The sequence below is a fragment of the Rhizobacter sp. P3_C12 genome (assembly GCF_056402735.1).
This window is the reverse complement of sequence record NZ_JBFUGW010000015.1, coordinates 1-14,620: the sequence shown is the minus strand read 5'-3', so window position 1 is coordinate 14,620 and position 14,620 is coordinate 1. Positions and strand designations below refer to the sequence as shown.

Sequence of the window (14,620 nt, the reverse complement as noted above, 5' to 3'; positions counted from 1 at the left end):
GGCCGGCAACTCAATCGGGCAGTGTCGCTGCGAATTCGACCAGCTTCGGCTGCTGTGCCTGCTCGCCTTGTTCGAGCAGGACCTTCCGCTCGCTCCTGGCCATCTTGCCACCGTAGATCGATTGAATGCCCGTGAAGACCTGCCTGCCCTCATCGGCTCGACCTTTCAGTGCCAGCGCGGCAGCGTAGCGCGAGATCGATGCGGGATAGGGGTAGCGTCGCATGAGCTGCGCCAACTCGGCCAGATCCGCATCGGACAGTTCCGGCGTGAGCGGCAGGCGAGACAGCCGCAGGAATGAGGTCAGCGAGGACAGCAACGGCGCGTCCGGTGCCGGCTGGGCCGCTCTCAATCGGCCGATGCCGGACTTCTCGAAACGGATCAGGCGGAAATCCTCTTCGACCTCGCGATAGTTCCAGGTCAGCGCGACCCCCAGTGCCGCGCTGGCGGCCACGGCCGGGACGCCCCATCGCGCCGGGAAATTCAAGCGACCGGGAACATCGCGCTCGATGATGCCGATCCACAGACCGACCGGCACCAGCAGGTAGAGGTAGTGGTACGGTAACTCGATCATGCTGTGCGCGCCGACCACGGCCAGCGTCAGCACGCCGGCTGCACCCGGCAGGCTGCGCACGGAGAAGGTCCGGCTGACGGCCCAGGCGACGATGCACAGGCCGAGCAGGCCACCCAGCGGATAGCCGCACCAGAGCAGCAACTCGAGGAACAGGTTGTGACCATGCAGCCAGAGTTCGTTGAACTGCACGCCCGGTCCGGCCATGCTGAGCTGGGCTTCGCCGACCTGAAGCCAGCCGTAGCCGCTCCAGGGCGAGTGGTTGAGAGCCTCCACCAGCTGCGGCCACACGACGAAGCGATTCGACGACAAGGCCCGTGCGCCGAGCGGGTTCGTGCTGGTCAGCAGCAGCGCCGACTGCACTTGCGGCCAGATCCACATCAGCAGGAACTGGCAGGCCGTGACGGCAGCCACCGCGGACAGTGGCGTGCGGAACCCGACGCGTCGCCTCATCAGCAGCATGCCACCCAGCACGACGGGGCCGAATGCGAGGGCCGTGCGCGACTGCGTCACGGCCATCGCCGTCAGCAGCAGCGCCAGCAGCGCGGCAGACGACATCCCGCCCACGCGGCRCAGCTCGTACAGGTAGAGCAGGCCGACCCCGGCCATGCCGATCAGGGTCGCCAGATTGTTGGGCTGGCCCAGATTGGCCGACGGACGGAAGGCGGACGGGATCTCGACGGCCCACAGGCCCATCGGCAACTCCAGCGCCTGTCCCAGTGCGAGGACACTCGAAGCGACGGCACCCACCAGCAAGACGGTGGACAGCACTTCGGCGAATCTCGGTTTGATTCCGGCGCGCACATACCCGACGCCGATCGCCGAAGCAAAAACCATCACGTAGAAGGCCGCGACCCAGGCGTCGCCGGCAAAGACCAGCCGGCCGCACAGCCATTGCACGGGTGGGATGAGCGCCACTGCACAGACGAACCAGAACACGACCGGCAGGCGTTCACGCAACCAGCCGCGGCCGGCATCCAGCGCAAGGGCGAACAACGCGATCGCCGCACAGACCTCGTTGTAGAACGATGTCCACGGTGGGTAATGATCCGGGACCAGCCAGGCGGCCACCAGGGCCAGCAGGGACAGCAGTTCGAGCATCGGGTGCGCTGGAAACGGGCTTGGAAAATGAAAATGGCGGCCCGAGGGCCGCCATTGTCTGCTGAAAAATCAGCGATGCGGATCAGCCGCGGCACGAACCCGGCAGGAACTTCGCCAGGATGTCGGTGCCCGTGCCGCCGCAAACCCAGCGGTAGACGGAGTCGCCAGCCGTCGGAGCGGTGGTGGCAGCATCCTTGTAGGGGATCAGGGTGACCTTGCCGCCCACACCGCCGTTAGCCATGTTCTTGATGCCTTGGCTGGTCACGGTGATGATGCCGGTGGTGGCCGCCGTGGCAATCTGGGCGACATATTGCGACGAAGCGGTGCTCGCCTCGCAGCCCCAGCTGTTCGCTGCTTGAGGAACGGAGCTTCCGGACTGGAACACTTCAGTGATCGTGGTGCGGCAAGCCGACGCAGCCAGGATGACTTCCGAGTTCTTGGCACGGATGGTGTAGTCCTGGTAAGCCGGCAGAGCGACGGCAGCCAGAATACCGATGATCGCAACGACGATCATCAGTTCGATGAGGGTAAAACCTTGTTGAACGCGCTTCATGGTGTAGAGCTCCTGAGATGGGAACGGGTGGGACACGCCAGACAAGATGCAGTCCTCGTGCCAAGCTCAATCCCTAGTTTTGATGTGAATTTCGCCCGCAGTTCTGACGCGGGCGGTCACCGTCCGCACCAATCGCCTACTGCACCGGTTCTGGATTGACGAAAAGCGTCACTCCGAAGTTGTCACCGGCCCCGCGAAATCCGTTGTCAGATGCTTCAGGCCAGTTCGATCATCTGACCCGCCTGCAGCGCGGCGATGCGATGCGGCGTGACGAGGTTGGCAACTTCCTGCATCACCGAGTCGACCTCGCCCGGCTTGATGTGCGTGATGTGCACATTGACGCTGCCCTTCAGCGATCCGAGTTCGTGGCCCAGCGCCGCCGGGCACAGGTGCCGGCTGATGCGCGCCAGCTGGCGCTCGTCGTCGCTGAACGCGGTTTCGATCACCAGGTGCGCCACCGTCATTTCAGACAGCCGCTCCCACAGCAGCGGATTGGGCCCGGTGTCGCCGGTGTAGATCCACCAGCCGTCGGCGCCCTTCAACCCGAAGCCGACCGCCGGCACCGTGTGCGCCGCGCTCAGCACCTCGAATGTCTTGCCGCCGAGCATCAATTGCTGGCCGACCTCGAACGGGCGCAGCTGCAGCACCGGCTGCTCACGGCTGGGCAGCCGCGTGAAGTCGGGCCAGATCACGCCATTGAAGATGTGCTGGCGCAGCGCCTCGAGTGTCTGCGGCAGCGCATGCACCTGGATCGGCGGCCGGCCTGCGGCCATGCGCCGGCGCATCACGCTGTCGGCCAGCAGCCCGATCGACAGGATGTGGTCGAGGTGCGAGTGGCTGATCAGGATGTGGTCGATCTGCGCCAGCTCATCGAGCGACAGGTCGCCCACGCCGGTGCCCGCATCGACGAGCACATCGTGATCGACCAGGAAGGCGGTGGTCCGGCTGCCTGCGGCAATGGCCCCGGAGCACCCGAGGACGCGGATTTTCATGGCGGTGGCAGGAGGCGCGCGGCACGCGCACGCCAGCAGGACAGAACGCTGAATGCTGACCGCGACCGCCCGGTGATGCAAGGTGCGAAGCCGCGATTCGGCCCGCCTTGAACACCTCGACACCCGGCATTCGGGATCGACGTGAATTGCTTCACGCCGGCCGGGCTACAGAAAATCTCGTCGGGTGCCGAGCCCGTCAGGCCTGCACGAACTGCATCTGCGTGCCGGCGAGTTCGATCACGTCACCGTTCTTCAGCGGCAGCGTGTCGCTGGCCAGCGGGTTGCCGTTGATCGTCGGGCGCGTGGCGCCTTCGACGTGGGCGAACACATAGCCGCCGGGGCGCTTGGTGATGGACGCGACCTGCACGCCGGGCTTGCCGACGGTGGTGACCACCTTGGTGAGCGCGACCTCGCGGCCCGCCGCCGCCCCGTTCAGCACCTTGATGGTGGCCGGGTTCGACGACGCGGCGAGCCCGCCGAAGCCCGAGGCCGGCGCCAGCGTCTGCGCAAAGCCCTGGGCCGAAGGCACCGGCGCAGCGCCGGGCTTCATGATCATCGTCTTCTCGTAGTCGGTGCCGTCCTCGACCAGGTACTTGATCTTGTACTTGCCGATCTCGACGGTGTCGTTGTGCGCCAGCAGCTGCTTCTTGACGGCCTTGCCGTTGATGTAGGTGCCGTTGGTGCTGTTCAGGTCTTCGATGAACACATCGGAGCCGACCATCTGCAGCACCGCGTGCTCGCCGCTGACGGCCAGGTTGTCGATCACGATGTCGTTGTAGGGCCGCCGGCCAAGGGTCGTCTTGTCCTTGGTGATCTGCACTTCCTTGATCACGACCCCGTCGAGCGATACGACCAACTTGCCCATGCTTGACCTCTAGTCTCTCTTGTATGTCTGGGCACCGAACGCGGGCCCCGTGCAATGTGCTGGCGCCTCAACGCCTGAACGGCCACCAGGACCGTGGCGCGATGCTCTGGCCCCGTACCCGAACCAGGACCACCGCAATATTATCCTTTCCACCCGCATCATTGGCTGCGTCAATCAGCGCCGCACCCGCCTCGTCGAGCGAGTCGTGCGCCTGCAACACCTGGCCGATGCTTTCATCGTCCAGCATGTCAGACAGCCCGTCGGAGCAGAGTAAGTAGATGTCGCCCGGCATCAGGTCGTGCAGGTGGGTCTCCAGCAACACGGTGTCTTCGACGCCGACCGCGCGTGTCACGAGGTTCTTGTTGGCGGAGAAAGCAGCCTGTTCCGGCGTGATCAGCCCGGAATCGATCTGCTCCTGCAGCAGCGAATGGTCGTGCGTGATCTGTTGCAATCTGCCGGCACGGAAGCGGTAGCCGCGCGAATCGCCGACGTGACCCATCAGCAGCCGGCCGTCGCGGAACGCGCCGACCACCAGCGTGGTGCCCATGCCGGCGTACTGCGGGTTGGAATTGGCGGCGTTGAAGATCGCCCGGTTCGCGTTGTCGACGCAGATGTCCATCGCACGGCGCACGTCGGTGTCGGACGCGTTGCCCGAGGCCTCTTGCAGCCAGCGGCCCAGTTCGGTCTTGATGAACGAGGTGGCCATGCCGCTGGCGACCTCGCCGGCGTTGTAGCCACCCATGCCATCGGCCAGCACGACCAGCGCCGAAGCCTCGTGGACGGCGACCGAATCCTCGTTGTTGTTGCGCGCTCGGCCGGTGTCCGTGGCACTGAAGAATTCAAGCGACATGGCGGTGGCGGACACGGGCAGAGTCATCGAACCTTCAAACCGAGGGGGTCAGGAATTGTGCCTTGGATCGGCGCGATCGAACTTCACGGTCGCCGTGAATCCGCTGGAATCGGGGGGTGGCGATCCTACGGCGGGCGGCGGCGCCAGCGCCGCGGCGTCCATCAGCGAGGCGATCTGCCGCAGGTCGGAGGCCATCTGCCGGCCGTCGGCATAGCGCACCTCGGGCCGCTTCTCGACCGCGAGCGTGACCACGTCGGCCAGCATTTCCGGCAGCTCGGGGCGCAAGCTGCGCACGTCGGGCGCCGGCTCGTTGGCGATCTGGTGCATCAGCGTGGCCATCGATTCCGAGCGGTGCGGCAGCAGGCCGGTGAGCAGCTGGAACAGCATCACGCCGAGCGAGTAGAGATCGCTGCGCCCGTCCACGCGCAGGCCGGCCATCTGCTCGGGCGACATGAACGACGGCGTGCCGAGGACCATGCCGGTGCGGGTGCGGCTCGAATCGGAGATCCGCGCGATGCCGAAATCGGTGACCTTCACCAGGTCGCGCGCCAGGTCGACCATCACGTTGGCCGGCTTGATGTCGCGGTGCACCACGCCCTGGCTGTGCGCATAGGCCAGCGCCTCGGCGACGCGCGCGACGATGCGCAGCACCTGCGGCACCGGCAGCAGCCGGCCGGGCTGGCTGTGGCGCTGCAGGTCCTCGCCCTTCAGGTATTCCATCGCGATGTAGGCCAGCTCCTGGTCCTCGCCCGCGTCGAAGATCGTCACGATGTCGGGGTGCTGCAGGCGCCCTGCCGTCTCGGCCTCGCGGAAGAAGCGGCGCCGCGCCTCGTCCAGCTCGTCGCCCTCGAACTCCTGGCTCAGCGCCATCGTCTTGATCGCGACCATGCGGCCGATCTTGCTGTCGCGGCCGAGGTAGACGGCACCCATCGCGCCGCGGCCGAGTTCGCGTTCGACGCGGTAGCGGCCGAGCATGCTGCCTTCGGCACCGGCGCGCGGCAGGGTAGCCGCGAGATCGAGGGCGGGCAGTCCGGGGGGTTCGGGCGCCACCACCCGGCGCCCCGCCAGCCCGCGCTCGAATCCCAGGTGCCCGGCGACCAGCGCGGCCAGCGGCAGCAGCCACGGCACCCAGATGGCGGCAGGCAGCAGGCCCCAGGCGATCAGGATCTGCGCTGCGCCCAGCACGCCGCTCACGAGGCGGCCGCGACCGGTCTCCAGGCGCGGCAACACCAGCAGCACATGCGCCAGCCCGGCGGCCAGCAGCAGCGCGACGACGACGAGCGTCGCCGCCGCATTGAACGAGGGCTCAGGAGGAATGAGGCCGCCGCTGAGCAGCGCATCGGCGCCGGGACGGGCCAGCGCAGGCGCGGCCGCAAGCCCTGCCAGGCTCAGGCCGGCGCTCCGTCGAAACCAGCAGTGAATGACGCTCCTTGCTTGCCCCAAGGCGATGGCCCGCACCGTGGAAATGATGGAGCGGGCACCATATCACACGCTCATTCCTTCGCGTGCGCCTTCGCCGCCGCGCCGCGCTTCTGCAGCCACAGGCCGATCACGACCACCAGCACCGCGCACACGCCGCCGACGATGAAGTCGGCCTCCGGCACGTTGGCGTGGAACCAGTCGCGGGTCAACGGGTCGCTGACGAACATCTCGCCCGCCAGGAAGCCCAGCAGCGCCGCACCCAGCGTGATGATGATCGGGAAGCGGTCCATGATCTTCATCAGCAGCGTGCTGCCGGCGATGATCAGCGGGATCGACAGCGCCAGGCCGACGATCAGCAGCGGCAGCCGCGCGCCCTCGGGCGCCCGGTCGGCGGCGCCGGCCACGGCCAGCACGTTGTCGACGCTCATCACCAGGTCGGCGACCAGGATGGTGCGGATCGCCGCGCCCATCGTGCCGTGCGACTTGACCTCGCCGTCGTCTTCCGAGTCGACCAGCAATTGCACGCCGATCCACAGCAGCAGCACGCCGCCGATCACCTTCAGGTAGGGCAGCTGCAGCAGCTGCACCGCGACGATGGTCAGCACGATCCGCATCACGATCGCGGCGGCGCTGCCCCAGAAGATGGCCTTCTTCTGCTGCTCATGCGGCAACGAACGGGCGGCCATCGCGATGACCACGGCGTTGTCGCCCGACAGCAGGATGTTGGCGGCGATGATGGCGCCGAAGGCGCCCCACAGGGCTCCTGACGTGAAGTCCATGGGTTTGGATCCTCCTGGTTGTTGTGTGTGCCTGGGAAAGGCCGGATTGTCTTTCAGCCAACGGGCGCCCGGCTTCTGTAGTTTCCACAGCGGCCAGGCGTCCCCCTCAAAAAAAAGGCCGCCTTCGCAGGCGGCCCCTTCTCGGGCGACTAGGCGAGCGTGCTCAGAGCAGGCCCTTCAGCAGCTTGCCCATCTCCGACGGGTTGCGCGTCACGGTGAAGCCGCAGGCCTCCATGATCTCCAGCTTGGCATCGGCCGTGTCGGCGCCGCCCGAGATCAGCGCGCCGGCATGGCCCATGCGCTTGCCGGGGGGCGCGGTGACGCCGGCGATGAAGCCGACGATCGGCTTCTTCATGTGGTCCTTGCACCAGCGGGCGGCATCCGCCTCGTCCGGGCCGCCGATCTCGCCGATCATGATGACGGCATCGGTCTCGGGATCGTCGTTGAACATGCGCATCACGTCGATGTGCTTGAGCCCGTTGATCGGGTCGCCGCCGATGCCGACCGCGCTCGACTGGCCAAGGCCGATCTCGGTGAGCTGCGCGACCGCTTCATACGTCAGCGTGCCCGAGCGCGAGACCACGCCGATGCGGCCCTTGCGGTGGATGTGGCCCGGCATGATGCCGATCTTGATCTCGTCCGGCGTGATCAGGCCGGGGCAGTTCGGGCCGAGCAGCAGCGTCTGCTTGCCGCCCTTGGCTTCCTTCTGCTTCATCCTGTTGCGCACTTCCAGCATGTCCTTCACGGGAATGCCTTCGGTGATGCAGATGGCGAGATCCAGGTCGGCCTCGACGGCCTCCCAGATGGCGGCCGCGGCACCGGCCGGCGGCACGTAGATCACGCTGACGGTGGCGCCGGTGCTGGCGGCCGCGTCACGCACGTTCGCGAAGATCGGGATGCCTTCGAAATCTTCACCGGCCTTCTTCGGGTTCACGCCGGCGACGAAGCAGTTCTTGCCGTTCGCGTAGTCGCGGCACATGCGGGTGTGGAACTGGCCCGTCTTGCCGGTGATGCCCTGCGTGATGACCTTGGTGTCTTTGTTGATCAGGATGCTCATGGAATTTTTCCTTGGAGGGTCGTCGCGCGGAGGCTCAGGCCTTCAGGGGGGCCTTCAGGGCGCCCATGACCTTCTGGGCCGCTTCGGCCATCGAGTCGGCGCTGATGATGGGCAGGCCGCTGTCGGCCAGCATCTTCTTGCCGAGGTCTTCGTTCGTGCCCTTCATGCGCACGACCAGCGGCACCGACAGGTTGACCGCCTTGCACGCGGCGATCACGCCTTCGGCGATGGTGTCGCAGCGCATGATGCCGCCGAAGATGTTGACGAGGATCGCCTTCACCTTGGGGTTCTTCAGCATGATCTTGAAGGCCTCGGTGACCTTCTCGGCGGTGGCGCCGCCGCCCACGTCCAGGAAGTTGGCCGGCTCGCCGCCGAACAGCTTGATGGTGTCCATCGTCGCCATCGCGAGGCCCGCGCCGTTCACCAGGCAGCCGATGTTGCCGTCGAGCTGGATGTACGCGAGGTCGAACTTGCTGGCCTCGATCTCGGCCGGATCCTCTTCGTCGAGGTCGCGGTAGGCGGTGATCTCGGGGTGGCGGAACAGCGCGTTCGAGTCGAAGTTGAACTTCGCGTCGAGCGCCTTGATGCTGCCGTTGCCTTCGAGGATCAGCGGGTTGATCTCGGCCAGCGAGGCATCGGTGCTCATGTAGCAGCCGTACAGCTTCTTGAAGACGTCGACGGCCTGCGCCTGCGAGGCCTCGGGCACGCCGATGCCCTTGGCGAGCTCGTAGCCCTGCGTGTCGGTCATGCCGGTCAGCGGGTCGATGAAGACCTTCAGGATCTTCTCGGGGGTGCTGTGGGCCACCTCTTCGATGTCCATGCCGCCTTCGCTGCTGGCCATCATCGCGACCTTCTGCGTCGCGCGGTCGGTGACGGCGGCAACGTAGTACTCCTTCTTGATGTCGGCACCTTCCTCGATCAGCAGGCGGCGCACCTTCTGGCCTTCGGGGCCGGTCTGGTGGGTCTTCAGCTGCATGCCGAGGATCTCGCCCGACAGCTTCTTCACGTCGTCGAGCGAGCGCGCGAGCTTCACGCCGCCGCCCTTGCCGCGACCGCCGGCATGGATCTGCGCCTTCACGACCCAGACCGGGCCGCCCAGCTTCTGGGCCGCCTCGGTGGCTTCCAGCACGCTGAATGCCGGGTAGCCCTTCGGGACCGGGACACCGGCCTGGCGCAGGATTTCCTTGCCTTGGTACTCATGGATTTTCATCGCGGACTCTCTCGCTCAGTTTCTGAAGATATTCAACGGGCAGGCCCGTCGATGGGGGTGCCTGGCACAGGCAACGCTCGGTACCAGCGGGGGTAGAAGGTGCGCACCACCGGGCCGTCGGTGCGCAGTGCGTGGCAGCGGTCGAGCTGGAACGGCTGGCGGCCGGACGCATTGTCCTCCCGCGTGTCCAGCACCTCGCCGGCGAAGGCCTGCACGACGGCGGTCGGCAGCACCTGGGTCATTTCCGTCAGATGGGTGCAGCCCAGCACGCCGCCGAGGCGCTGGCGCACCGCGGCGCGGAAGCCCTGCATCAGGTTCAGGCCGACCAGCGCGCCATAGGCATCGCCGAGGTCGTCGCAGTGGCCGGGGTACGGCATCCAGCGGGTCTCGGAGCCGGCCTCGACGATGTTGAACGCCTCGTCGATCACCAGGCGCAGCAGCATGTCGTGGATCGGGTCGCCGGCGTGGCGCACCTGGCCACCCAGCGTGGCGTCGCGGGTCTTGATGTCGCCGAGGTGGGCGTCGACCTCCCACAGGCCGTTGCCGCGCGCATAGACGCGCACGTCGATGCTGCGTCGATGCTTGAGCTGACGCTCGGGCGCGGCGGTGGGCAAGGCCATCAGGACAGCGATCGGGATGGGTTTCAGGGTGGTTACAGCCGCGGGCGAGCCGGAAGGCATCGGCCCGCGCGGGCCCTAGGGCAAACCCCCGAAATGTAGCATCCCGCACCGCAGCAAGCGGCGGGGCGGGCTGTCAAACCGGCGCAAATGCCTGCGTTTTGCCCACCGGCTGCTTGCCGAGGATGATCATGCCGAGCACCTCGTCCTCGGTCACGTCGGCGGTGCGGTAGGTGCCGACCAGCTTGCCGTTCTTCATCACCGCGAGCCGGTCGCTGAGCTCGAACACGTCGGGCATGTCGTGGCTGATCAGGAAGATGCCGACGCCTTCGGACTTCAGCTGGCGCACCAGGTTGCCGACCATGCGCGTCTCCTCCGGGCCGAGCGCCGCGCAGGGCTCGTCCATCACCAGGATGCGCGCGTTGAAGTAGATGGCCCGCGAGATCGCGACCACCTGGCGCTGCCCGCCCGACAGCCGGCGCACCGGCGTGCGGATGTTGGTGAAGTTCTTGTTGAGGCGCTGGAAGACCTGCCGCGCCTGCACCTCCATGAAGTGGTCGTCCAGCGTGCGCCACGGTGTGAGCTTCTCGCGGCCGAGGAACAGGTTGGCGACCGAGTCGAGGTTGTCGGCCAGCGCGAGCGTCTGGTAGATCGTCTCGATGCCGTGCGACTGCGCCTCGGCCGGCGTGCGGATGTGCACCTTCTGCCCGCCGATGCGGGTCTCGCCGCTGTCGATCGGGTAGGCGCCGGCCAGCATCTTCATCAGCGTCGACTTGCCGGCGCCGTTGTGGCCGAGCAGAGCGACCACCTCGCCGGGAAAGAGGTTCAGGTTGACGCCCTCGACGGCGCGCACGCCGCCGAAGGCCTTGTGGATGTCGACCAGTTCGACGAGGGGTTCCATCAGCTTTCCTGCACGTAGCGGCGGTACAGCACGTCGAACACGACGGCCACGATCAGCACCTGCCCGATGATCACCATGCGCTTGCCGATCGGCACGTCGAGCAGCAGCATGCCGCTGTCGAGCGACTGCATGATCAGCGCCCCCAGCACCGAGCCGAGGATCGAGCCGCTGCCGCCGGACAAGGCGGTGCCGCCGATCACCGCGGCGGCGATCACGTAGAGCTCCATGCCGCTGCCCAGCGAGTTGGTGCCGGCGTTCAGGCGCGCCACCGAGACGATCGCCGCCACCGTGATCAGCACGCCCAGCAGCGCGAACAGCATCAGCGTGACGCGCCGCACCGGGATGCCGACCAGCGCCGCCGCATCGGGGTTGCCGCCCATCGCGAACACATAGCGGCCGAAGCGGGTGCGGTGCACGATGAACGACAGCCCGGCGGCCACCACGCCCCAGATCAGCACCGGCACCGGGATGCCCTGCGCCTCGGTCTTCGACGAGATCCGGTACGCCGACATCACGGCGACGAAGCCGAGCAGCAGCGCGATCGTCAGCCCGACCAGCAGCGCGTCGACCCACAGCGGCTGCCGGGCCATGCCGTGGCGCTGCCTGGCGCGTCGGCGCAGCAGCATGCGCACGACCAGCGCCGCGCCGAGCAGCGCGCCCAGCACCCAGCTCGGTCCGACGCCGATCGCGCCGTCATAACCACCGCCGAGGTTGACGAAGAAATCGTCGCTGACCGGCTGGGTCTTGCCGTCGGCGACCAGGAAGGCCGCGCCGCGGAACGACATCAGCCCGCCCAGCGTCACGACGAACGACGGCACGCCGAGCACCGCCGTCAGCCCGCCCTGGTACACCGACACCAGCAGCGCGACCGCCAGGCCGGCCAGGCACGCGGCCTGCCACGACCAGCCCGCGGTGTACTGCAGGTAGGCGATCAGCACGCCGACGAAGCCCATCGTCGAGCCGACCGACAGGTCGATGTGGCGGGCGACGATCACCAGCACCATCACCGTCGAGACGATGCCGACCACCGCCGTCTGCTGCGCGATGTTGTAGAGGTTCTCCGGCGACAGGAAGATGCCGCCGGACATCGCGTGGAACACCAGCGACATCACGGCGAGCACCAGCCCCATCAGCACCAGCCGCCAGTCGACGGCGGCGCGGCGCAACTGCTCGATCAGTGGACTCACTTGCAGGCCGAGGGCACCTTGTCGCCCGTCACGCCCTTGCACAGCTCGTCCTTCTTGATCCAGCCGGCCTTCACGACGACATCGAGGTTGTCGCGCGTGATCGCCACCGGCGCGAGGAAGCGCGATTGCAGCGCGATCTTCTTCTCGCCGCCGTTCCAGCTGACGGCCTTCTCGGGCGACTTGCCGCCGCCGAGCGCCACCGCGGCGCTGGCCGCTTCACGGCCCAGGTCACGCGCGTCCTTCCAGACCGACACCGTCTGCGAGCCGGCGGCCACGCGATTCAGCGCGGCGAAGTCGCCGTCCTGGCCCGACACCGGGATGCCCTTGATGCCCTTGCTGGTGAGCGCGGCCACCACGCCGCCGGCGGTGCCGTCGTTCGACGCGACCACCGCGTCGATCTTGCCGCCGTTCTTCGTGATGATCTGCTCCATGTTCTTCTGCGCGACCTCGGGCTTCCAGCCGTCGGTGTACTCCTCGCCGACGATCTTGATGTCACCCTTCTTGACGGCGGCGTCGATCACCTCCTGCTGGCCTTCGCGCAGGAAGTTCGCGTTCGGGTCGGTCGGCGAGCCCTTGATCATCACGTAGTTGCCCTTGGGCTGGGCCTTGAAGACGGCGCGCGCCTGCAGGCGGCCGACTTCCTTGTTGTCGAAGGTGATGTAGAAGACGCCGGGCGCCTCGATCAGGCGGTCGTAGGCCACCACCGGCACCTTCTGCTTCGCGGCCTTGTTGACGGCCGGCAGGATCGCGTCCTTGTCCATCGCCAGCACGATCAGCACCTTGGCGCCCTTGGACATCAGGCCCTCGATGTCGGCCAGCTGCTTCTCGGGCGAGCCGCCGGCATCGGCGCTCACGTACTTGGCGCCGAGCTTCTCGAGCTGGGCCTTGATGGCCGCCTCGTCGGTCTTCCAGCGTTCTTCCTGGAAGTTCGACCAGCTGACGCCGACGGTGAGCTGCGCCTGGGCGGCGGTGCTGAGGGATCCGAAAGCGAGCGCGAACGCGACGGCGCCCAGGGTGTGCTTGAACTGCATGTCTCTCTCCTGTCTTGTGGGGGTCTGTCTTGTGGGAGCATCACTTCGGCCGCCGGCGGGCGCAAGTTGGGCCGCGTCGACATAGTTTGAGTGACGAACGAAATGTGACTTCTCGCGGCCAAGCCCACATCGGGAGAAGCCCTGAGCCGCGGTCAAGCGGCTCCGGACTGGTAACCCTTTTTTCTTTCGCGGTCGAACTGGTCGTACTTTCTCGCGATCGCTTCATCACCGAAATTGCCTTCGACCCGATCCAGGGAGGGCAGTCCGTCGAGCCCCTCAAGAGACGGCGCAACCTGCGTCCAGATGGAGCGATCCTGACGCGGACCGATGTAGCGCAACAGGTAGTCATCGAGGATGCGCTTGCCGGGGGAAGCAATCTCGTCGCTCAGTGCCCGCAGATACTCGGGCTTGCGCGTCCCGTGCCAGTCGATGGAGAAGTCTGCACGATGGCACAACTCCGCATGCACGATCAGCATCGTTCGACCATTTCCGTCCAGAAATGGGTGCCCGTAGGCAAAGAGCCCCATCACCAAGCCCGGCGCTTCGCTCATCCTCTTGTTGTCGTGCCCCAGGCGAAGTCCTTCTTCGACAGCCAAGCGAGCAGAGGCCGGGTGCGAGAACAAGGTCTCCCCCTTGGAGATGGCACATTCCGGAGCCACGACAAGGCGATCCTGTCCGGCCCACGGATAGAGGCCCCGAAACAGGAGCCGGTGGACTTCGAGGAAGTCCGCATAGGCGACGCTCGGAAGCTTCGCGAGAAACGCCACCGCATCAGGCAGATTGGCGCGGAAAAGCTCGTGCTCGACACGCTTCACGATCCGCAGATCCTTCTCGCCTGCGGAATTGCGGAGATAACCCGCGGTCGCGAAATCCTTGAAGGGGTCAAACACCCTTCCTCTCCCTCAGGTGGTTGACGAGCAAGGCGGTCATCTCACTGTCCGTGACCTTGTGGGCTCGCTTCAATGCCACCAGCAGGTCCGCGGTTTCATCGGACTGCACGTCATCGCCGGCAAGTCGGGTCGCCGCTTCAGCCCACTCGTCTGCAAAGGTCCTTGTGTAGGAGACCCGATGCTGACGGGCGAGGTCCACAACGTACTGACGCACGCTGACGCTCGACTGGTGCGGCACGGTGTCGGTGCGAGGCTTCATCTCTGGCGCCTTCGAACAGGAAAGGCTTCATTCTACGGAGGCGCTGCAATAAAAAGGGCCCCGCAGGGCCCTTCGAAAGGAGTCGTCAGCAGGTCCGTCGATCAGAACCAGATCTCGGCCTGCGCACCATAGGACGTGCCCTTGGTGTCGCCGTTGGCGCGGTTGGTGACGCCGGCGCCGCCGTTCTCGGCCGCGTTGGCGGCCGCGTTCCACTTGGCCGTGGTCACGTACAGGCGCAGTTCCGGACGGTTCCAGAAGCCCGGGCCCGTCGACAGCGTCGGCGCGAACGTCAGCTTCGCCAGCTTCTGCGTGTCGCTGCCGTCCGGCTTCTTCTGCAC

General features: G+C 66.6%; 16 protein-coding genes. All 16 read right to left on the bottom strand.

What is annotated here, in order from left to right; translation table 11 throughout:
* Positions 1-10: 10 nt before the first annotated feature.
* Positions 11-1,669: a PglL family O-oligosaccharyltransferase gene (locus tag AC1DXV_RS04715; protein ID WP_477932665.1), complete on the bottom strand. Its 1,659-nt coding sequence runs from the start codon at positions 1,667-1,669 to the stop codon at positions 11-13.
* An 82-nt stretch (positions 1,670-1,751) separates the two neighbouring features.
* The gene (locus AC1DXV_RS04710; protein ID WP_477932663.1) at positions 1,752-2,222 is read right to left on the bottom strand and encodes a pilin; all 471 of its coding nucleotides are present in this window, start codon (positions 2,220-2,222) and stop codon (positions 1,752-1,754) included.
* Positions 2,223-2,437: 215 nt separating this feature from the next.
* Positions 2,438-3,214, bottom strand: a complete 777-nt coding sequence (locus AC1DXV_RS04705) for an MBL fold metallo-hydrolase (RefSeq protein WP_477932661.1) — start codon at positions 3,212-3,214, stop codon at positions 2,438-2,440.
* 196 nt (positions 3,215-3,410) lie between these two features.
* Complete coding sequence (locus AC1DXV_RS04700) at positions 3,411-4,079, bottom strand: FHA domain-containing protein (protein ID WP_047501168.1); 669 nt, start codon at positions 4,077-4,079, stop codon at positions 3,411-3,413.
* 67 nt (positions 4,080-4,146) lie between these two features.
* On the bottom strand, positions 4,147-4,929 hold the full coding sequence (locus tag AC1DXV_RS04695) for a Stp1/IreP family PP2C-type Ser/Thr phosphatase (protein ID WP_047501166.1): 783 nt from the start codon (positions 4,927-4,929) through the stop codon (positions 4,147-4,149).
* Positions 4,930-4,977: 48 nt separating this feature from the next.
* The gene (locus AC1DXV_RS04690) at positions 4,978-6,387 is read right to left on the bottom strand and encodes a serine/threonine-protein kinase (protein ID WP_477865897.1); all 1,410 of its coding nucleotides are present in this window, start codon (positions 6,385-6,387) and stop codon (positions 4,978-4,980) included.
* Positions 6,388-6,422: 35 nt separating this feature from the next.
* Positions 6,423-7,130, bottom strand: coding sequence for a TerC family protein (locus tag AC1DXV_RS04685; RefSeq protein ID WP_477865896.1), 708 nt, complete (start codon positions 7,128-7,130; stop codon positions 6,423-6,425).
* A 163-nt stretch (positions 7,131-7,293) separates the two neighbouring features.
* The gene (gene sucD / locus AC1DXV_RS04680) at positions 7,294-8,187 is read right to left on the bottom strand and encodes a succinate--CoA ligase subunit alpha (protein ID WP_477932659.1); all 894 of its coding nucleotides are present in this window, start codon (positions 8,185-8,187) and stop codon (positions 7,294-7,296) included.
* 34 nt (positions 8,188-8,221) lie between these two features.
* Entirely contained in the window at positions 8,222-9,397 is a 1,176-nt protein-coding gene (gene sucC, locus AC1DXV_RS04675) for an ADP-forming succinate--CoA ligase subunit beta (protein ID WP_477865894.1), read from the bottom strand.
* Between the two features lie 32 nt (positions 9,398-9,429).
* Positions 9,430-10,017, bottom strand: a complete 588-nt coding sequence (locus AC1DXV_RS04670) for a DUF2889 domain-containing protein (RefSeq protein WP_477932657.1) — start codon at positions 10,015-10,017, stop codon at positions 9,430-9,432.
* A 133-nt stretch (positions 10,018-10,150) separates the two neighbouring features.
* Complete coding sequence (locus AC1DXV_RS04665; RefSeq protein ID WP_477865892.1) at positions 10,151-10,915, bottom strand: ATP-binding cassette domain-containing protein; 765 nt, start codon at positions 10,913-10,915, stop codon at positions 10,151-10,153.
* Entirely contained in the window at positions 10,915-12,045 is a 1,131-nt protein-coding gene (locus tag AC1DXV_RS04660) for a sugar ABC transporter permease (protein ID WP_477865899.1), read from the bottom strand. The genes AC1DXV_RS04665 and AC1DXV_RS04660 overlap by 1 nt, the downstream gene beginning before the upstream one ends.
* A 53-nt stretch (positions 12,046-12,098) precedes the next feature.
* Positions 12,099-13,133, bottom strand: a complete 1,035-nt coding sequence (gene xylF / locus AC1DXV_RS04655) for a D-xylose ABC transporter substrate-binding protein (RefSeq protein ID WP_047591886.1) — start codon at positions 13,131-13,133, stop codon at positions 12,099-12,101.
* A gap of 152 nt (positions 13,134-13,285) precedes the next feature.
* The gene (locus AC1DXV_RS04650; protein WP_477873457.1) at positions 13,286-14,023 is read right to left on the bottom strand and encodes a Fic/DOC family protein; all 738 of its coding nucleotides are present in this window, start codon (positions 14,021-14,023) and stop codon (positions 13,286-13,288) included.
* On the bottom strand, positions 14,016-14,282 hold the full coding sequence (locus AC1DXV_RS04645; protein WP_477873458.1) for a hypothetical protein: 267 nt from the start codon (positions 14,280-14,282) through the stop codon (positions 14,016-14,018). Before AC1DXV_RS04645 ends, AC1DXV_RS04650 begins: the two co-directional genes overlap by 8 nt.
* A 101-nt stretch (positions 14,283-14,383) precedes the next feature.
* On the bottom strand, positions 14,384-14,620 hold a 237-nt coding region (locus AC1DXV_RS04640), incomplete at its 5' end, for a carbohydrate porin (RefSeq protein WP_477932655.1).